Origin of the sequence: Ornithinicoccus hortensis (genome assembly GCF_006716185.1) — a bacterium.
Lineage (GTDB): Bacteria > Actinomycetota > Actinomycetes > Actinomycetales > Dermatophilaceae > Ornithinicoccus > Ornithinicoccus hortensis.
Window position 1 is genome coordinate 3,024,117 of sequence record NZ_VFOP01000001.1, and the last position, 18,293, is coordinate 3,042,409.

Sequence of the window (18,293 nt, forward strand, 5' to 3'; positions counted from 1 at the left end):
GGCCCGTATGCCGTTCCGCACCTGGGAAGAATTCGGCGCGTGGCTGCTGGGCGCCCCGCTCCGGGTCCTGCTCATCCTCCTGATCGCCCTCCTCGTCCGTTGGCTCCTGTTCCGGGCCATCCGACAGGTCGAGGAGAGCGCCATGGAGAAGGTGGACAGCCGCCGGCTCAGCAAGGTGGACCAGGTGTGGGCCGGGGTCACCGGCACCGACCTGGAGCGGCGCAAACAGCGCACGCTGACCCTCGGGTCGCTGCTGCGCAGCATCTCCACCCTGATCATCTTCACGATCGCGCTGCTCACCATCCTCGCCGAGTTCGGGGTCCCGCTCGGCCCGATGCTGGCCTCTGCCGGCGTCGGCGGCGTCGCCCTCGGCTTCGGCGCCCAGTCGTTGGTCAAGGACTTCCTGTCCGGCATCTTCATGATCATCGAGGACCAGTACGGCGTCGGCGACGTCGTCGACACCGGGGAGGCCGTCGGCACGGTCGAGGAGGTCGGGCTGCGGATCACCCGGCTCCGGGACGCCCAGGGCGTCGTCTGGTTCATCCGCAACGGCGAGATCGTCCGGATCGGCAACCAGAGCCAGGGCTGGGCCGTCGCCACGGTCGACCTCCCGGTCGCAGCGACCACCGAACCCGCCGACGCGCTCCCCGTGCTGCGCCGGGTGGCCGAGCAGATGTATGCCGACCAGGACTGGGCCGACAAGCTCATGGAGGCCCCGTCGGTCGCGGGGGTCGAGTCCGTCACGGCCGGCACGATGACGCTGCGGATGTTCGTCAAGACCCTGCCCGGCGAGCAATGGGCCACCTCCCGGGCGCTCCGGGCCCGGGCCCTGGCCGCGCTCAAGGCCGAGGGCATCAAGGAGCCCGGCTACGGCCTCTACGGCCCGCAGCCACCGGAGGGTTAGCCCGGGCTCGGGACGTCCCGACGCGGCAGGAGCAGCATCCCCGCCAGCACGCCGACGGCGGTGCCGACGACCAGCAGCCGGTAGTCCACGAGGGCGAGCGCCGCGGCGCCGCCCAGGGTGAACAGGGTCTGTGGGAGGTTGATGGCGACATTGGTCGCCGCGGAGGTGCGGCCCTGGAGCCGGGGTGGGGTGAGCCGCTGCCGCAGCGTCACGAAGGCCACGACCGCCCAGGTGACCGCGCCCCCGCCCACGGCGAGGCCGATGACGACGGCGGTCAGGCTGCTGCCCGCGAGCGGCACCATCCCGAGCGCGAGACCGGTCATGCCGAGCGCGATCACCCGGGTCTCTCCCCACCGGTGGATCGCCCAGGCCGCGCTGAGACCGGCCACCACCGCACCGATCCCCTGGATGCTCACCAGCGGCCCCAGGGCCGAGGCGGGCAGCCCGAGCCCCTGCTCGATGACCGGGAAGACGGCGACGTTGACCAGTCCGGTGGCGCCGAAGCCGATCGCGACCACCAGGGTGAGCCGGCCCAGCGGCGAGGTGCCGGCCAGATGCCGGAAGCCGGCCGTGAGCTCCTGCCAGTAGGTGCCGCGCAGGGTGGCGTCCTCGGTCGGCGACTCAACCACTCGCACGGCCACGAGGAGGCCGGCCGCGGCCAGGAAGGACAGGGCGGTGAGGCCGACGACGGCCTCGGGCCCGAACAGCGCGTACAACGCCGTGCCCAGCAGCGGGGACACCAGCCGCAGCGACTGGTCGATGGCCGAGAGCAGCCCGTTGCCGGAGGCCAGGTCCTCGTCGGGCAGCAGGTCGCGCAGCAGGCCGGACTGGGCCGAGGCCGTGAGGTAGCCGACCGTCGCGTAGGCCAGCACCACGGCATACACCAACCACACCCGCTCGGCGGAGTCGACGAGCAGCAGCAGGCAGACCAGCACGGCGATGGCCAGGTTGGCGGTGGCCATCAGGCGGCGCCGGGAGACCCGGTCGACCAGCTGCCCGAGGAAGGGCGCGGCCAGCGAGGGCAGGCCGAGGGTGGCGAAGACCAGCGCGGCGGCGCTGTCGGACCCGGTCAGCTCCTTGACCCACACGGCGGCCATCAGGAAGAGCGCGCTGTCCGCCAGGTTCGTGAACACCCAGGCCCCGGTGAGCATCCGGAACCCCGTGTGCTGCCATGCCCGCGGCATCCGGCGCCTCGGCGGGGGCGGGGCCAGGGTCTCAGGCACCGCCCGCCCCGTCCTCGTCGCTGCCCGCCGGGTCGACGGTGACCACCCCGAACAGGCGCCCCTGCCGGGCCCCCGGGGGACGCTGCGCGGGATCACCGGACCGGCCGCCGAACCGGGCGACCAGCTCCCGCAGGTCCCGGCTGAACTCGGCCATCTCCTCGGCGGTGGCCCAGAACGAAGTCGAGGTCACCGTGGAGGCCTGCACCCAGGCGTCGTCTTCCCGGTCCAGCCGGGCCAGGCTCGCCTTGATCCGCTCGCACTCGCGCTGCACCTGCAGGGCGGCCACCTGCCCCACCGCCGGGTAGGAGGCCGGCTTGTCCGGCGCCGGCCGCAGCTCGTAGCCCGAGGCGTGGACCAGGCGCCACGGCTTTTCCCGGCCGCGCCGCTCGGCACGCTCGACGAAGCCGTACTTCTCCAGCATCCGCAGGTGGAAGGAGCAGCTGGCCACCGACTCCCCCAGGTGCGCCGCGCACTCGGTCGCGGTCGCCCGCTCCACCTCGCCGAGCCAGTCGAGCAGGTCCAGGCGCAGCGGGTGGGCCAGGGCGCGGATGCGCTCGACGTCGGAGATCGGTTCGTCGGTGTGCGGCTCGGCCATGGCCGCCATCCTACGATCCTAAAGAACTCTTGCGCAAGATATCTTTAGTATGCCGTGCATGGTCCCCTCCGCCGTTTTGAGACACTGGCCCGGTGACTGAGCAGAGCGCCCCCGAGGAGTTGACCTACTACGAGCGGGTCGGTGGACACGAGACGTTCGTCAAGCTCGTCCACGAGTTCTATCTGGGTGTGGCCGGCGATCCCCCGCTCCGGGAGATGTACCCCGAGGAGGACCTCGGGCCCGCCGAGGTGCGGCTGCGGATGTTCCTCGAGCAGTACTGGGGCGGCCCGAAGACCTACTCGGAGACCCGTGGCCACCCGCGGCTGCGGATGCGCCACTTCCCCTACCGGATCACCCCGACCCAGCGGGATCGCTGGCTGCACCACATGAACGCCGCCATCGACACGCTCGACCTCGCGCCGATGGACGAGGAGCTGATGCGCGGCTACATGGCCCACGCGGCGCACTTCATGATCAACGCCGAGGACGAGTGAGCTGGTCTTCTACGAACTGGTGGTCGAGGACTGATCCCCCGCGTCGAACCGCGCGGCGAGGCCGCGGATCAGCAGGTCGAGGCCGAAGTCGTACTCGGACTCGATCCCGGCCGACTCCTCGTCGAGCGGCCCCCCGACATACCCGCCCGAGAGGAACAGCGGGCCCGCGAAGGGCAGCCGCTCGGCCGTGATCACCTCGCCCAGCTCGGCCATCGCCTCGGGACCGAACTCCAGCTCCTCCTGGCCGGCGAGGTCCCGCTCCAGCGTCGCGAACGCCGAGATGTAGGAGCTCACCGCGAGGATGAGGGAGATCTTGTCCTGGTCGGTCAGGGGTAGCGACCGGACGGCAGCCAGTCCCTCGTCGACGATGACCACCGAGGCCGGCAGCAGCACCGAGGTCGGCCCCCGGGTGATCTCCAGGATCCACGGGTGGGCGCGGTACATCTGCCGCAGCGTGTCGGCCCAGGCGCGCAGGCCCACCCGCCAGTCCTCGTGGGCCACCGGCCGCCGCTCCGGGAGCAGCGACTCGGAGCCGATCATCAGCAGGAACAGCTCGTCCTTGTTCGCCACGTAGCGGTAGAGGGACATCGTGGTGAAGCCGAGCGACTCGGCCAGCCGTTGCATCGTGACCGCGGACAGGCCGTGCTCGTCGGCGATCTCGATCGCGCGCGCGACGATCTTCTCGTGGGTCAGCCCCCGCCGCGGCCCGCTCTGCGGCTGCACGTGGGTGCCCCACGCGATGGCCACCGCGCGGGGCAGGCCGCTGTCCGTCTTGTCCACCATGCGTCCACTGTAGGCGGCTCGGACAATACTGTGTACGTCACACTCTGTGTATGCCATACTCTGTTTATGTCATACACAGATAACCCCGTCATCGAGCTCGAGGGCGTCACCAAGCAGTACGGCGCCACCCCGGTCCTCACCGGCATCGACCTGACCCTGGCCCCCGGCGTGCACGCCCTGCTCGGCCCGAACGGCGCGGGCAAGACCACCCTGGTCAACATCCTCACCACCCTGGTCCCGCCGGACTCGGGCACGGTGTGCATCCTCGGGATGGACACCCGCACCCGGGGCGCCGACATCCGGCGCCGGATCAGCGTCACCGGGCAGTTCGCCGCCGTCGACGACGTCCTCACCGGGCAGGAGAACCTGGTGATGATGGGTCGCCTGCTCGGCCTGCCCGCCTCTCGCGCCCGGGTCCGGGCCCGGGAGCTGCTCGACCGCTTCGACCTCGCGGCCGCCGCCGGCCGGCGGGTCGCGACCTACTCCGGCGGTATGCGTCGCCGCCTCGACCTGGCGGTGAGCCTGATCTGGCCGCCGGAGGTGCTCTTCCTGGACGAGCCCACCACGGGCCTGGACACCCGCAGCCGGTTGGTGCTGTGGCAGCAGATCCGCGAACTGGCCGGCGAGGGGACGACCGTCTTCCTCACCACGCAGTACCTGGAGGAGGCCGACCAGCTCGCCCAGCAGATCGCCGTGCTGGACCAGGGGCTGATCGTGGCCCAGGGCAGCGCCAGCCACCTCAAGGGGCTGGTCGGCCGCGAGGTCGTGCGCGTCCTCGACGCCGACGGAGCAGCGGTGCGCGAGGTCCCGACCGACGGGTCGGCCGGCGACCTGGCCCGGATCAGCGCCGAGGCCGCGGCGCAGCTGCCCGGGGCCCGCGTCGAGGTGCATCGCCCCACCCTGGACGACGCCTTCCTCAAGCTCACCGGACGCCGGACGGTGCCCGACGACGACGGTGCCGCAGACCGGGGCCACGAGCTGGCCGGGGCGGGGGTGGCCCGGTGAGCACCACGATCCTCACCGTCGCGCCGGCCCCCGGGTCGGGCCCGCTGACCGCCTCCCGCGTCTTCGTGGGTCGTGCCGTGCGGCACAGCCTGCGGGACGTCGAGGCGATGCTGATGGCCGTCATCCTGCCGGTGATGCTCATGCTGATGTTCACCTACGTCTTCGGCGGCGCCATGGCACCCTCCGGGGCGTATGCCGACTACCTGGACTACATCGTGCCCGGGATCGTGCTCACCTGCGCCGGGTTCGGCGCGGCCGCCACCGCCGTCGGGGTGAGCCAGGACCTGACGACCGGGACGATCAACCGGCTGCGCACCATGCCGCTGCCCAGCGCCACGGTGCTGGTGGGGCACACCGTCGCCAGCCTGGCCCGCAACCTGCTCGCCACCGCGGTGGTGCTGCTCGTGGCCGTCGCGATCGGCTTCCGCCCGGACGCCGGCCCCGCCCAGTGGCTGGGCGCCGTCGGCCTGCTCGCCTTCTACATCCTGGCGATCACCGCGGTCTTCGCCATGCTCGGGCTGGTCGCGCACTCCCCGGAAGCGGCCAACGGCTACGGCTTCGTCCTGCTGTTCCTGCCCTACGTCTCCAGCGCGTTCGTGCCGGTCGCCGGCATGCCGGGCTGGCTGCAGGGGTTCGCCGGCCACCAGCCGATCACCCCCGTGGTCGAGGCGACGCGGGCCCTGCTGGCCGGGGCCTCCCCCGGATCCGACGCGCTCGTGGCGGTGGCCTGGTGCACCGGGATCGTCGTCCTCGCGGTGGCGCTCACGGCATACCTGTTCCCCCGACGGGTGGCCCGCTGAGCGGGCGTCCCGCGCCGATTTCGGACATCGGCCGCGCTCGCCCACAATGGTCCCCCGTGACCTCCTCGTCTTCCCCCGTCGGCACCCTCCATCCCGCCGAGCCGCACGCCGCCGCGTGGTGGCGGCACGCCGTGATCTACCAGATCTACCCCCGTTCCTGGGCCGACGGCAACGGCGACGGGGTGGGCGACCTGCCCGGGATCACCGCCCGGCTGCCCTACCTGCGGGACCTGGGCGTCGACGCCGTGTGGCTCTCCCCGTTCTACGTCTCCCCGATGGCCGACGCCGGCTACGACGTGGCGGACTACCTCGACGTGGACCCCCTCTTCGGCACCCTGGCCGACGCGGACGCGCTCATCGGCACCGCCCACGACCTGGGCATCCGCGTCATCGTCGACCTGGTGCCGAACCACACCTCGGACGCCCACGCGTGGTTCCAGGAGGCCCTGACGGCCGCCCCGGGCTCCCCGGAACGTGCCCGCTACGTCTTCCGGGACGGCCGCGGCGCCGACGGCGGGCTGCCGCCGAACAACTGGCAGTCCGTCTTCGGCGGGCCCGCCTGGACCCGGGTCACCGAGGCCGACGGCTCCCCCGGCCAGTGGTACCTGCACCTGTTCGACAGCACCCAGCCGGACCTCGACTGGGCCAACCCCGTGGTCCGCGACATGTTCCTGGACGTCCTCCGGTTCTGGCTGGACCGCGGCGTCGACGGCTTCCGGGTCGACGTCGCCCACGGCCTGGTCAAGGCCCACGGCCTGCCGGACTGGACCGAGCGCACCGGCATGCTGGGCAGCGCCGAGGGGTCACTGAGCGAGGGCGCTGACCAGGCGCCGACCCGGGCCCCGATGTGGGACCAGGACGGGGTGCACGAGATTTACCGCGGGTGGCGCCGCCTGCTCGATTCCTACAATCCGGGTGACGACCCTGCTGCGGACCGGATCCTGTGTGCCGAGGCCTGGGTAGAGCCGGTGGAGCGCGCCGTGGCCTACACCCGCCCCGACGAGATGCACCAGGCGTTCAACTTCGGCTTCCTGGAGAGTCCGTGGACCGCTGCGTCGCTGCGCACCGTGATCACCGAGTCCCTGGAGGCTGCCGACCTCGTCGGCGCCCCCAGCACCTGGGTGCTGTCCAACCACGACGTGGTGCGGCACGCCTCCCGGCTCGGCCTGCCGGTCGGGCAGCGCCGCCCGAACGGGATCGGCGAGGGCGACCCCCAGCCGAACGCGGTCATCGGGCTGCGCCGGGCGCGCGCGGCCACCACCCTGATGCTCGGCCTGCCCGGCTCGTCCTACCTCTACCAGGGCGAGGAGCTCGGGCTGCCGGACCACACGGCCCTGCCCGACGAGGTCCGCCAGGACCCGACCTTCGCGCGGTCCGGGCACGAGGAGCGCGGCCGGGACGGCTGCCGCGTGCCGGTTCCCTGGGAGGGCGGCCGCACGGCATACGGCTTCGGCGACACCTGGGACACCTGGCTGCCGCAACCGGAGATCTACGGCGCCCTCGCCGTGGACCGGCAGGCCGGGGTGGCCGGCTCCACCCTCGAGCTGTACCGGCGGCTGCTCGGACTGCGGCGCACCCTCGACCTGGGGGTGGGCGGCCTTACCTGGCTCACCGGCTACGGGGAGGACGTCGTCGCGTTCCGCAACACCGACCAGGAAGGGCGGTCGGTCACCGTACTGGCCAACCTGGGCCCCGACCCGGTCGGACTGCCGGAGGGAGTCGAGGTGCTGGTCAGCAGCGCCCCGATGGTCGACGAGACGGTGCCGACCGACGTCACCGTCTGGCTGCGCGACTGACGCCGCCCTGACGGCTGAAGGCCAACCCGGCCCCGGCGGCGTTGAGTAGGCACCAGGCGAGGACCGTGGCCTGGTCGCCGGCGGCGTCGGCCAGCACCCCACCGAGCAGGCCTCCCGCGGGCACGATCCCCATGGTGAGGGTGCGTCGGGTAGCCGAGACCCGACCCAACAGCGAGGCCGGCGTCTGCGCGGCCACCAGGCCCGCCAGGTGGACGTTGTAGGTGACCATCAGCACCCCCCACAGGAAAGCGTGGGTGAGCAGGAGGGGCGTGGCATGGCCCGGCGCCGCCAGGGCGACCAGGACGAGGGCCGCGGTCGGCGCCAGGAGCGCCAGGGAACACCTCATCAGCGGTCCGGCCCCCAGCCGGGCCCCGAGCGGGACTGCGACCAGGGATCCGAGGAGCCCGCCCAGTGCACCCGCCGAGACGATGAGCCCGAGGACCTCGGCACCGAGGCCCAAGGTACGCAGCACGACGAGCACCTCGACCGCGGACCAGATCGCCAGGCCCAGGTTGACGAGCATGGCGGCCAGGGTGAGCCGCAGCAGGACGGCGTCCCGGACCAGGGCCCGCCAGCCCTCCCCCGCCTCGCTGAACAGCCGACGCAACGCGCCCGCCGGGGTGGCCCCGTCGTCCCCGGTATCGGCACCCCCGGGTCGGGGGCGTCGGCTCATCCCGAGGACGACGACCGAGCACACCGTGACGGCGACCGCGACACCGAGCAACGGGCCCGCACCGGCGGCCGCGGCGAGGGCGCCTGCCGCAGCGGGGGCGACCAGCCCCACCACGGTCTCGGCGGACTGCATCCGGGCCACGAGCGGGCCGACCCGCTCGGGACCGACCAGCCGCGGGGCGAGGGCGGTCTGGGTCGTCTCGGTGACCACCGAGCACACGCCGGCCAGGAGCGCCACGGCATACAGGTGGAGCAGGGTGAGCCCCCCGACCCACCAGGCCAGGACCACGGTGGACAGCAGGCCCGCCCGGGTCAGCCCCGCAGCGAGCAGGGTGCGCACCGTCGGCGAGCGGTCGACCAGGACCCCGACGGGGATCCCCAGCACGAGGAAGGCCACCGTCCCCAGTGCGTTGAGCAGACCCATCTGGGTGGCGGACGCTCCGAGGACGGTGACGGCGATGATGTCGGTGCCGAGGTCCGCCGCCTGGCGCGACCCGGCATCGAGGGTGTTGGACAGCAACAGTGGGCGGGCGCGACGCAGCGACCCACCCTCAGGGAAAGAAGGCACAGGAACTCACCAGGAGGAGAAGACAGAAAACTCGACAGCCGCCTCCGGCGGCCCATGGGGGCGCGGGGCGGGACGGGACAACCGCTGGACGGGCGGGCGGCGGCGATGCCGACGCCCCCGGTGTCAGCGGGTGTTGAGGCTGCGAGCTCTGAAGAACACGGTGAGGTCTCTCGACTGCGGGAACCGGACGCGGGCGAGCCTACCCGGCCGGTGATCCCGCCGACCCACCGCCGTCCTGCGCCGGCTGCGCGGTAATCCGGATCCGGTCGATCCGCATCCCCTGCACGGCGATCACCTCCATGGTCAGCCCCTCCACCTCGACCACGTCCCCGACCTCGGCCAGCCGGCCGAGCTGCTCCAGGACCAGCCCCCCGGCGGTGTCGTAGTTGTCGTTGTGCAGCTCGGCACCGGTGAGCTCCTCGAGCTCCTCGATGTTCAGCGAGGCATCGACGACCAGGCTCTGGCCGTGCCGCAGGGTGGCGTCCTCGGGGTCGGTGCTGGCGTCGTACTCGTCGTAGATCTCCCCGACCACCTCCTCCACCAGGTCCTCCATCGTCACGATGCCGTCGGTGCCGCCGTGCTCGTCGACCACCAGCACGATCTGTTGCTTCTCCGCACGCATCCGGGCCAGCGCCGGCAGCACGTGGATGCTGCCGGGCAGCGGCAGGATCGGCCGGGTCACCGTGCGCACCCGGGTGCCGGCCCGGTCCTCCTGCGGCACCGCCATCAGGTCCCGGATGTGCACGAAGCCGAGCACGTCGTCGACGTTGCGGCCGGTCACCGGGAAGCGCGAGTGGGTCGAGTCGATCACCTGCAGGTGCGCCTCGGCGACGGTCAGGTCCCCCTCGAGGAACTCCACGTCTGGGCGGGGACGCATCACCCGGTTCAGTGCCCGGTCGCTGGCCCGGAAGACGTCGGTGAGGATCCGCCGGTGGTAGGGACGCAGCCCCTGGTGCCCCTCGATCAGGTCGCGCACCTCCTCCGGCGTCATCTCCTCCTCGGTCGCCGCCGGGTCCCCGCCGAGCAGACGGACCACGAAGTTGGTGGAGACCGACAGCAACCAGATCACCGGCCGGACCACCTGGGCGAACAGGTTCAGCGGGGGGCCGAGCACCTTGGTGAAGGCGATATTGCGCTGCATCGCCAACCGTTTGGGGACCAGCTCCCCCAGCACCAGGGACAGGTAGGCGATCAGCAGCGTCATCGCGACCAGGGCCAGGGTGTCGGCGAGGCCCTCGGGGATCCCCCACCCGCGCAGGGTCGGCACCAGGTCGGGGGCGATGGTCGACCCGCCGTATGCCGAGGAGAAGAACCCCGCGACCGTCACCCCGATCTGCACCGCGGAGAGGAACTGGTTGGGGTTGCGGACCAGCGTGCCGATCCGCTCGCCCCGCTCGCCGCTGGCCTCGATCTGACGGACCTGGCCCTCCCGGAGCGTGACGATGGCCATCTCGGTCCCGGCGAAGATCCCGCCGATCAGGACGAACAGCAGGACGAGGAGCAGGTTGACGAGGGTCTCGGAGTCCACGGGCAGACGCTACCGGGTCAGGATGTGACCGTGCGCCGTGCTCACCCGGGTCCACGGGCCGCAGCGGAACACGGTGGCGATCTCGCGGGCCCGGCCGAAGCCCAGACCGTAGGCGGCCAGGCCCACCCCGGCCGACAGGTCGGACCGGGTGGGCAGCGGGGCGGACCACACCCGCTCCCGCAGCGCGTTCACCGCATGGCTCCCGGCGCCGTCGGGCGTGCCCTCGGCGATGTCGCGGATCCCGTCCTCGGCCACGCCCAGCAGCGAGGCGACCGCCACCTCGCCGTCCGGGACCCAGCCCGAGCGCGGCGGGGTCAGCGCCGACCACGGCTCGTGCACCGTCGTCGGCGGGACCGGGAGGCGGGTGCCGACGTCACCGGTGCTGGTGCGGCGCGCCAACCGGTCGGTGACCGCGCCCAGCGGGACCGTGACGTCCAGCGGCGGGTCCACCTCGCCGGCCAGCGGCATCACCCGCAGGCCGAGCACGACGCCCTGCCCCAGCACCCCGCGGCCGGGCAGGATGCACACCCACGCGGCGAGCACCGACCCGGACGCCTGGAGCCGCACCGAGCCCTCGGACTGCAGGGTCCGCGCGCGCCCCACGTAGGTCCCCAGGTCGTGCAGGCTCTCCACGTCGGCGAAGTCCAGCACCCCCGGCGGGACGGATCCGGTCATGCCCGGCGCTCCCGCCGGTGGCTGCGCAACCGCACCGGGTCGCGCAGCAGGGCGCGCAGGGCACGGGTCTCGTGCTCCCCCAGCCGGCGCGGCCGCTGCTCGGCCAGGTCGTAGGTGACCAGGGTCGACTCGGCGTGCGCGTAGACCACGTCCCCGCCCCGCTGGCGCACGACATACGCGATGTCGAAGGAGGCGGCCTTCAGCTCCGAGCACCACATCTCGATCGCGCACGGCTGGTAGCTGAACGGCATCTGGGCCAGGTAGTCGATCTCGGTCCGCGCGACCAGCACCCCCTCCTCCAGCAGCGAGCGGTCCTGGCCGAACCACTCCTGGAAGGCGTAGACGCGGGCCTCCTCCAGGTAGCGCAGGTACTGCACGTTGTTCACGTGGCCGTAGGCGTCCATGTCGGACCACCGGATGGGGACCTCGATGACCGTGTTCGGTTCGGACATGACGGCAATCCTCTCAGGCGTCCACCTGCCGCGCAGCACCGGGAGCGACCCCGGCCCACCGGCCGACCGTCGTCCGGCGGAAGGGGCTGTCCGGGCGTCCGGACCGCTGCTACGCTCCCTCGGATCGGGTCGGCGAAGGGCCGGTTCATGGTCCAGTCGGGTGCGGGTGCGGGTGCTGGTGCGGTCGTGGTCCGGGGGCCCGGGTCTTCGACGGGGAACGGTTCCTGGACGGGACCCCCGACGTCGTGGTCGAGGACGGGCTGATCACCGCCGTCGGGCAGGATGCCGCCACCCGGGTCACCGGGACCGACGGGTCCCCGGCCAGCGGCGTCGAGGTGGTGGATGCGCCGGGGCACACGCTGACGCCGGGCTTCGTGGACGCCCACGTCCACCTGATGGTGGAGAACCTCGGCGGTCTGGACGTCATGGTCAAGCCGTTCCCGCTGCCGTTCTACGAGTCCGTCGGCTTCATGGAGCGCACCCTCGCCGTAGGCATCACCACCGTGCGGGACGCCGGGGGCGCCGACCTCGGGCTGAAGACCGCCCAGGCCAACGGACTGATCGCCGGCCCACGGCTACGGATCTCGGTCAACCTGGTGGGTCAGACCGGAGGGCACGGGGACCACCTGCTGCCGTCCGGCATCGAGATGCCGTTGTTCCCGCACCACTCCGGCTGCCCGTCCGGGGTGGCCGACGGGCCGGAGGAGGTGCGCAAGACCACCCGGAAGATGTTCCGGGCAGGCGCCGACCAGATCAAGATCTGCACCACCGGCGGCGTCCTCAGTCCCGCGGACGACCCGCGCCACTCCCAGATGACCCTCGATGAGATCCGCGCCGTGGTGGAGGAGGCGCAGGCCCACGAGTCCTACGTCTTCGCGCACGCACAGGGGACGTCCGGGATCCGCAACGCCGTCCTGGGCGGGGTCCGCTCCATCGAGCACGGGATCTTCCTGGACGACGCCACGATCCAGCTGCTGCTCGACCACGACGTCACCCTGGTGCCGACCCTGGTCGCCCCGGTCTCCGTGCTGCGCACGGCCGAGTCGGGCCGGTCGATGAACGCGGCTGTCGTGGCCAAGGCCCGTGCGGTCCTGCAGACCCACCGGGCGGCGATCACGCGGGCGGTCGCGGCCGGGGTCCGGATCGCCTTCGGCACCGACACCGGGGTCGGCACCCACGGGACCAACCTGGAGGAGTTCGCCCTGCTGGCCGAGTGCGGGATGTCCCTGGAGTCCGTGCTGTCCTCCGCCACGTCGGTCAGCGCAGACCTGGTCGCACCGGACCTGCGGGTGGGCCGGATCGCCGAGGGACACCGGGGCGACCTGGTGCTGCTCGACCGCGAGCTGCGGACCACGGCCGACCTCGACGGCATTGACCGGGCAGTGACCGCCGTCTTCCAAGACGGGCTCCGCATGCGTTGACCCACCCCGAAAGGCCGTGCCATGGACTTCCTTCCCGCTGTCGGGATCGCCTCGCTGATGTTCCTGCTGCTGGCGATCGGGGACCTGATCTCGACCCGCACGCACGCCCGGGTCCCCGCCATCCTGGTCGCGATCGTGCTCTACCTGGTCCTGGTCTGGACGGGCGTCGTGGACGGGGAGGTCGTCTCCGGGTCGGTGGTCAACCCGTTCGGGGTGATGGTTATCTCGGTGGCCCTGGTCCACCTCGGCACGATCATCCCGATCTCGGTGCTGATCGCCCAGTGGCGGGCGGTGCTGATCGCGATCTGCGGCCTGATCGTGGCCGTCGCGCCCGTCTCCCACGAGTCTCCCCACCGCCTGCTCCTCCCCCAGCGTTACCTGACGCCCTCCCTGCTGCTCGCCATGATCGCGGTGCTGGGCACCCTGGCCTTCTTCCTCGGCGAGTGGACCGGCCTCAACTACGGGATCTGGTCGCTGCTGATCGGCATCGCCTGCCAGTACTTCGGGGTGCTGCCGGCCAAGGCGCTGGACGAGGCGAACTCCTTCGGCATCGTCACGGCCGGCATCATGGTCGTCGTGCTGGCCTCGATGGGCGGGGTCACGGTGAGCCAACTCCTGGACTCGATCGGCCCGGTGCTGATGATCCTGTTCCTGGGCACGGTGGGGCTCCTCGTGGGAGGCATGCTGGCCGCCCGGCTGATCGGGTGGGACCCCAAGAAGGCGATGCCGGTGTCGCTCACCGCCCTCATCGGCTTCCCCGCGGACTACATCATCTGCGAGGAGATCGCGCACTCCCTCGGCGAGGACACCCAGCAGCGGGACGCCATCATGGACGAGATCCTGGCCCCCATGCTGGTCGGTGGATTCACCTCCGTCTCGCTCGCCTCGGTGATGATCGCCTCCACCCTCGTGGGCACCCTGTGACCGCCCCCGGTGCACTACAGTCCTGCGGGTGAACGCATCGCTGGAGGACCCGGTCGACGACCTGCTCGACGTGCTGGACCTGTCCTATGAGGGCAGCACCACCGTGCGGGTCTCCTCGACCGCCGGGGTGGTCGAGGACCTGCGCGACTCCGAGGGGGAGGTGTATGTCGGGCGCAGCCAGCCGATGCCCACCGGCCGGGTGTTCGGTGGTCAGGTCCTGGCCCAGTGCGTGGTCGCCGCGGGCCGGACGGTGGACGTCGACGACGGTGACGGCCCCCGGCTGATCCACTCGCTGCACGGCTACTTCCTGCGTCCCGGGGACGCGAACCGGCCGATCCGCTTCCTGGTCGACCGGATGCGCGACGGCGGATCGTTCTCGGCGCGCCGGGTGCACGCGGTGCAGGAAGGTCGGATCCTGCTGTCGATGATCGCCTCCTTCCAGGAGAGCGCCGACGGGCTGGACCACCAGGTGCCGATGCCACAGGTCACCGCCCCCGAGGGGCTGCCCTCGGACGCCGAGCTGCTCGCCGACGTGGACCACCCCGCCGCGCAGCACGCGGCCCGCCGGGCGGTCGAGATGCGCCACGTCGACGCCCCGCTCTACCTGGGGCCCGACCCGGACCCGCGGGTGGACCAGTCGGTCTGGCTCCGGCTGCCGCGCACCCTGCCCGACGACCCCTTGCTGCACAGCGCCGTCCTGGCCTACGCCTCGGACTACAGCCTGCTCGAGCCGGTCCTCCGGCGGCACGGCATCTCCTGGGGCGACCCCCGGCTGCGGATCGCCAGCCTCGACCATGCGATGTGGTTCCACCGCCCCGGCCGCGCCGACGAGTGGATCCTCTACACCCAGCGCACGCCCTCCGCCGAGGGCGGACGCGGCCTCGGCCAGGGGCACATGTTCGCCCGGGACGGCACCCTGCTGGCGACCGTCGGCCAGGAGGGCATGGTCCGGCTCAAGGGGTGAGCCGGACCAGACGACCTGCCCCCGTGTAGCGGATAGGGGAGACGGGACAGCCGCCCCGCCACGCTGGGCCAGGGGATCCGCGAGTTCCTCGACTCGACCGTGCAACTCGTCAAACCATGCGGGTGAGCGTTGGCCCACGCGTGAGATCGCGCGGCACGCGGAGCGCTGCTACGGTCTAACTTGTGGGGGGACAATGGTGTTCCCCCAGAATGAGAGAAAGAGTCATGAAGGTGGCAAGACGACTTGCGGCCGCGGTTCTGTCCCTTGCTCTCGTTGGTGCGACGGGTGCCCAGTCCACGGCAGAAGGGATGAACGACGGTACTCCGAACCAGTGTTCTTTGGGGGCAACAACACCCTGGGTGTCGGGCGGCACGCTGTACTGGAGAGCCACAAGCACATGCAACACCTCGCTGACAGCTTTGCTGAGTTGGTCGAGGCCAGGGCCGGACAGCACCATGAACTCGGTTGCCGCGGCGAACGCAAAGACAGTCACCGGTTCGCGTCTATGCAACTGGGGGGTACCGACAAACCGAAATCTCTACACGACTGCTCAGGCGTCCTACGGCGAGGTCACCTCGGGCACCCGCGGAGTGCACAGCGGGTCTGCTGGCTGCGGCTACGTCTGACCTGGTTTGTTCGTGTGAACAGTGACGTGCGTGTCGACGGGGTGTCCCACCGCTTCGGTTCCAGGACGGCGCTGAACGCAGTGACATTCGACCTGCGAACAGGTGCAACTGGCCTCCTCGGCCCAAACGGCGCTGGCAAGACCACACTTCTGTCGATCCTGACGACGGTGAGGCAGCCGTCGTCGGGGTCGGTAGAGGTGTTCGGCCACCGGCTGAACACCAGGGAAGGGCGGCATGCGGCCCGGGCACTGATCGGCTTCCTACCTCAGCGTTTCAGCGTCCCGGCACTTATGCAGGCACGCGACCTGGTCGCGTATTCCGCCTACTGTCATGGCGTCGAGCGTGGTGAGGTCTATCGCTGTGCCAATGATGCGCTGGAACAGGTCGGGTTGTCAGACATCGCTGGCCGGCGGATGCGAAGCCTTTCTGGTGGACAGCGCCAACGTGTGGGGATCGCAGCGACAATTGCGCACGGCCCCCGGCTCCTCGTGCTCGATGAACCCACCGTGGGTCTTGATCCAGAGGTACGCATCGAGTTTCGGAGGCTGATCTCTGAACTTGCTCGTGAGAGGCTGGTCGTCCTATCGACGCACATGGTTGAGGACGTTCAGCGGTCCTGCACCAACACCCTCGTACTCCATGAGGGCAAGGTTCTCTTCCACGGCCTTACTGCGGCCTTAGAAGTACACGAAGGTTCCTGGAACGATGAGTACTCCTCACCCTTGGAGCAGGGCTATCTTGAACGGTTGAAAGGCGCTTGAGTTCGGTGCGCGACTCCTGGTCCATCACCTGGCCAGTTCGTTGGTGGGTCGTGGTGCCCGCTTCCGTGGCCATGGCCGCCTACACCTTCCTCAGCCTTTCGTCGGTGGCCGATTGGTCATACATCGACACGGCCTACCTATCTTCCTTGCCCCGGGAGATGACGGTCCTTCTCGGACCCGCGGTTGCCTCCATCGCGTGCCTCATAGGGCGCTCTTCGTGGGCGAAAGATGCTGTCGCCACCACGGCCGCACAGCGGATGGGTCCAGGTCTTGTTGGCCGGGTCTTCCTTGTCCTGACATTGTGGCTGGTCGGTGTTCACCTAGGTGTTGCGGCCACGATGATCCATTACTACTCGCGGCAGGCCACGGCAGGTGACCCACAGTGGGTTGCTCTCGTTCCCGTGATCTGCTCGCTGGTGTTCTTCGTCGCCATCGGGCTAGGCGTTTCCTTGCTTGTTGACCACTGGAGTGCGGGTCTCGTGGCCTTGATCGTCTCCCTCACCTTGGCGCTGGTCCCGTTCCCCTTCACGAGTGAGATCGAGATCATGCGATGGCTGGCTCCGGCCGCGCCCATCACCACCTTCTCACCAGTTCCTGGGGCGACAGTTGGATGGGTCGTAGCGTACTGGCTAGTGGGGTCCGCTGCAGTCGTGCTGGTGCTCCTGGCCGTCGCGTCATGTCGGGCGACGTCGGGTTCAACGTCGGGCACACTTCGCGCGGGGGCCGCCGTCAGTGCCTGGGCAGTAGCCCTGGTAGCGATTGCGGTGATCTCCCCCGCCGTGTCCGGTCCCGAGCCGTACTCAGCTCAATGCGCGACGCGAGGTGCGGTGACCTACTGCGTCAGTGAGGAGGAGGCCCCCGTCCTGAGCGAACTTCAGGGTCAGACTGGACCGGTTCTCGCGAAGTTGGGTGGGGGCCCCGGTGAACTCCGGTGGGTTACTTCCCAAGTCGCCGCTGACGCTCTCCTCCGTGAAGGGCAATGGGATGGGGACGCGACGACTCTCGTCGCTGTAGGAGTCGGCCCCGTCTCCGGCGCCCGGTACAGCAACGAGGACCTCGCAGGAGTCCTCGCCGGGATGACCTCCTGCTCCCAAGAATCCATCGCCGCGGGCGACGAGGGCGTGGAGTGGACCTTCGCCCTCGCGTGGTGGCTTGCGCGTCCCGATGAACTGCACGAGCAGGCACGGATCGGCCTCCCCCAGCCAGCCGCGATGGAGGCTGCCACGTCAGCGGAGGTGCAGCACTGGTACAGCCTCAATCGTGCCGAACTCCAGGCTTGCGCGTACCAGGGTTCCGGTCCCTGACCAGTCACATGCCTACCGATCCCCCGCACCCGCCTGACGTGAATTCCCCGCTGGCCCTGCGCCTCAAGTCGCACTTCTTCCCTTTCGCTTGGCCCTCTGGATCCCTGGTCCTCCTCACGTGGGCAGCCATGCTGATGCTGGTGACGCAACGGGCTGAATGGACAGTCTTCATCGAAGTATCGCGCAATCTGATACCCAGGCCGATATCGCCGTATGAGTACGCCACGATTCCCGTCAGTTTGGCGGGAGCCCTCTACTTCGCACCCAAGCTGGTTGACCTCGTCGTCCTTCACACGCGACGACGTACTGCTCTCGCCCTCGCCGGGGCCTGGCTCACTGTGGCAGCTGCATCGGCTATCACGTTTGTTGGCCTAGCGACTTATCCCAGCGACGGTCGACCTCCCGTGGAGGAGCTTTACCACCTCGCCGGAAATTCGGTCACGATCGCACTGACGGCGTGGCTTTGCGTGACGACCCTGGGCGGAGGCATCGGTTCGTTCGTCTTCCTGGGTAGCTACGCCGTAGTGGTCTGGGTGCAGGCGACAATGCCGGAATATGCGCTGCTGATGCCACTGTCATCCGGCTACCTCTCCGACGGCACTCTGGACCGCAGCTTCCATTGGCCCTGGATCTTCGGTCTGGCCCTGGCCGTACATTGGCAGATCTGGAGGAGGGCCGCCCTCCCCTTGTTCAACCTGTAGCTCAGGTCCTCGACCCAGGCTCCCAGCACACCGTGGCATGCTCGGGATCACGACGGCCGACAGCGAGCGCGCTGAGAGTTTCCGTGCGGTCATGGGC

At 70.6% G+C, this 18,293-nt stretch carries 18 protein-coding genes; 11 read left to right on the forward strand and 7 right to left on the reverse strand.

The window, feature by feature from the left end; translation table 11 throughout:
- The first annotated feature begins 7 nt into the window (after nt 1-7).
- Entirely contained in the window at nt 8-904 is an 897-nt protein-coding gene (locus FB467_RS14095) for a mechanosensitive ion channel family protein (protein WP_228393387.1), read from the forward strand.
- Here FB467_RS14095 and FB467_RS14100 read toward each other — a convergent pair.
- Together FB467_RS14100 and FB467_RS14105 are read right to left on the reverse strand one after the other, a co-directional pair.
- Nucleotides 901-2,127, reverse strand: a complete 1,227-nt coding sequence (locus FB467_RS14100; RefSeq protein WP_141785664.1) for an MFS transporter — start codon at nt 2,125-2,127, stop codon at nt 901-903. The two genes, FB467_RS14095 and FB467_RS14100, sit on opposite strands and share 4 nt — an antisense overlap.
- Nucleotides 2,120-2,722, reverse strand: coding sequence for an ArsR/SmtB family transcription factor (locus tag FB467_RS14105; protein ID WP_170230740.1), 603 nt, complete (start codon nt 2,720-2,722; stop codon nt 2,120-2,122). The genes FB467_RS14100 and FB467_RS14105 overlap by 8 nt, the downstream gene beginning before the upstream one ends.
- A gap of 92 nt (nt 2,723-2,814) precedes the next feature.
- Between FB467_RS14105 and FB467_RS14110 the strand changes: the two genes are divergently transcribed.
- A complete protein-coding gene (locus tag FB467_RS14110; RefSeq protein ID WP_211350615.1) occupies nt 2,815-3,216 on the forward strand; it encodes a globin in 402 nt (133 codons plus the stop codon).
- Nucleotides 3,217-3,225: 9 nt separating this feature from the next.
- On the opposite strand, the gene FB467_RS14115 is transcribed toward FB467_RS14110, so the two are convergent.
- Entirely contained in the window at nt 3,226-3,999 is a 774-nt protein-coding gene (locus FB467_RS14115; RefSeq protein WP_170230742.1) for a TetR/AcrR family transcriptional regulator, read from the reverse strand.
- 66 nt (nt 4,000-4,065) lie between these two features.
- On the opposite strand from FB467_RS14115, the gene FB467_RS14120 reads away from it, so the two are divergent.
- Genes FB467_RS14120 through FB467_RS14130 form a run of 3 tightly spaced genes read left to right on the forward strand, consistent with a single transcriptional unit; the run spans nt 4,066 to nt 7,600 of the window.
- Nucleotides 4,066-5,004: an ATP-binding cassette domain-containing protein gene (locus tag FB467_RS14120; RefSeq protein WP_141785667.1), complete on the forward strand. Its 939-nt coding sequence runs from the start codon at nt 4,066-4,068 to the stop codon at nt 5,002-5,004.
- Entirely contained in the window at nt 5,001-5,804 is an 804-nt protein-coding gene (locus FB467_RS14125; RefSeq protein WP_228393388.1) for an ABC transporter permease, read from the forward strand. Before FB467_RS14120 ends, FB467_RS14125 begins: the two co-directional genes overlap by 4 nt.
- Before the next feature lie 56 nt (nt 5,805-5,860).
- Complete coding sequence (locus FB467_RS14130) at nt 5,861-7,600, forward strand: glycoside hydrolase family 13 protein (RefSeq protein WP_141785668.1); 1,740 nt, start codon at nt 5,861-5,863, stop codon at nt 7,598-7,600.
- Here the strand turns inward: FB467_RS14130 and FB467_RS14135 are convergent.
- The 4 genes from FB467_RS14135 to FB467_RS14150 all read right to left on the reverse strand — a co-directional run bounded on the left by FB467_RS14135 (nt 7,578) and on the right by FB467_RS14150 (nt 11,495).
- Nucleotides 7,578-8,840, reverse strand: coding sequence for an MFS transporter (locus FB467_RS14135; RefSeq protein ID WP_141785669.1), 1,263 nt, complete (start codon nt 8,838-8,840; stop codon nt 7,578-7,580). The genes FB467_RS14130 and FB467_RS14135 overlap by 23 nt on opposite strands.
- Nucleotides 8,841-9,039: 199 nt before the next feature.
- The gene (locus tag FB467_RS14140) at nt 9,040-10,368 is read right to left on the reverse strand and encodes a hemolysin family protein (protein ID WP_141785670.1); all 1,329 of its coding nucleotides are present in this window, start codon (nt 10,366-10,368) and stop codon (nt 9,040-9,042) included.
- Nucleotides 10,369-10,377: 9 nt separating this feature from the next.
- On the reverse strand, nt 10,378-11,043 hold the full coding sequence (locus tag FB467_RS14145; protein WP_141785671.1) for a DUF8185 domain-containing protein: 666 nt from the start codon (nt 11,041-11,043) through the stop codon (nt 10,378-10,380).
- The gene (locus tag FB467_RS14150; RefSeq protein ID WP_141785672.1) at nt 11,040-11,495 is read right to left on the reverse strand and encodes an acyl-CoA thioesterase; all 456 of its coding nucleotides are present in this window, start codon (nt 11,493-11,495) and stop codon (nt 11,040-11,042) included. The genes FB467_RS14145 and FB467_RS14150 overlap by 4 nt, the downstream gene beginning before the upstream one ends.
- A gap of 245 nt (nt 11,496-11,740) precedes the next feature.
- Here FB467_RS14150 and FB467_RS14155 point away from each other — a divergent pair, with 245 nt between their 5' ends.
- The 6 genes from FB467_RS14155 (at nt 11,741) to FB467_RS14180 (ending at nt 18,196) form a co-directional block, all read left to right on the forward strand.
- Nucleotides 11,741-12,916 carry a metal-dependent hydrolase family protein gene (locus FB467_RS14155; RefSeq protein ID WP_228393389.1) on the forward strand — a complete coding sequence of 392 codons (1,176 nt, stop codon included), beginning with the start codon at nt 11,741-11,743 and terminating at the stop codon, nt 12,914-12,916.
- 21 nt (nt 12,917-12,937) lie between these two features.
- The gene (locus tag FB467_RS14160) at nt 12,938-13,840 is read left to right on the forward strand and encodes a hypothetical protein (RefSeq protein WP_141785674.1); all 903 of its coding nucleotides are present in this window, start codon (nt 12,938-12,940) and stop codon (nt 13,838-13,840) included.
- 28 nt (nt 13,841-13,868) lie between these two features.
- Entirely contained in the window at nt 13,869-14,804 is a 936-nt protein-coding gene (locus tag FB467_RS14165) for an acyl-CoA thioesterase (RefSeq protein WP_228393390.1), read from the forward strand.
- Between the two features lie 640 nt (nt 14,805-15,444).
- Nucleotides 15,445-16,191: an ABC transporter ATP-binding protein gene (locus tag FB467_RS18555; protein ID WP_170230744.1), complete on the forward strand. Its 747-nt coding sequence runs from the start codon at nt 15,445-15,447 to the stop codon at nt 16,189-16,191.
- 71 nt (nt 16,192-16,262) lie between these two features.
- A complete protein-coding gene (locus FB467_RS14175; protein ID WP_141785676.1) occupies nt 16,263-17,495 on the forward strand; it encodes a hypothetical protein in 1,233 nt (410 codons plus the stop codon).
- A gap of 128 nt (nt 17,496-17,623) precedes the next feature.
- Entirely contained in the window at nt 17,624-18,196 is a 573-nt protein-coding gene (locus FB467_RS14180) for a hypothetical protein (RefSeq protein ID WP_141785677.1), read from the forward strand.
- The last annotated feature ends 97 nt before the right edge of the window (nt 18,197-18,293 follow it).

Excerpts from the sequence above, each read along its gene's own strand:
- FB467_RS14095 (WP_228393387.1), top strand. The coding sequence starts at position 8 with ATGCCGTTCCGCACCTGGGAAGAATTCGGCGCGTGGCTGCTGGGCGCC.
- FB467_RS14105 (WP_170230740.1), bottom strand. The coding sequence starts at position 2,722 with ATGGCCGAGCCGCACACCGACGAACCGATCTCCGACGTCGAGCGCATC.
- FB467_RS14115 (WP_170230742.1), bottom strand. The coding sequence starts at position 3,999 with ATGGTGGACAAGACGGACAGCGGCCTGCCCCGCGCGGTGGCCATCGCG.
- FB467_RS14120 (WP_141785667.1), top strand. The coding sequence starts at position 4,066 with ATGTCATACACAGATAACCCCGTCATCGAGCTCGAGGGCGTCACCAAG.
- FB467_RS14145 (WP_141785671.1), bottom strand. The coding sequence starts at position 11,043 with ATGACCGGATCCGTCCCGCCGGGGGTGCTGGACTTCGCCGACGTGGAG.
- FB467_RS14150 (WP_141785672.1), bottom strand. The coding sequence starts at position 11,495 with ATGTCCGAACCGAACACGGTCATCGAGGTCCCCATCCGGTGGTCCGAC.
- FB467_RS14160 (WP_141785674.1), top strand. The coding sequence starts at position 12,938 with ATGGACTTCCTTCCCGCTGTCGGGATCGCCTCGCTGATGTTCCTGCTG.
- FB467_RS14175 (WP_141785676.1), top strand. The coding sequence starts at position 16,263 with ATGGCCGCCTACACCTTCCTCAGCCTTTCGTCGGTGGCCGATTGGTCA.
- FB467_RS14180 (WP_141785677.1), top strand. The coding sequence starts at position 17,624 with ATGCTGATGCTGGTGACGCAACGGGCTGAATGGACAGTCTTCATCGAA.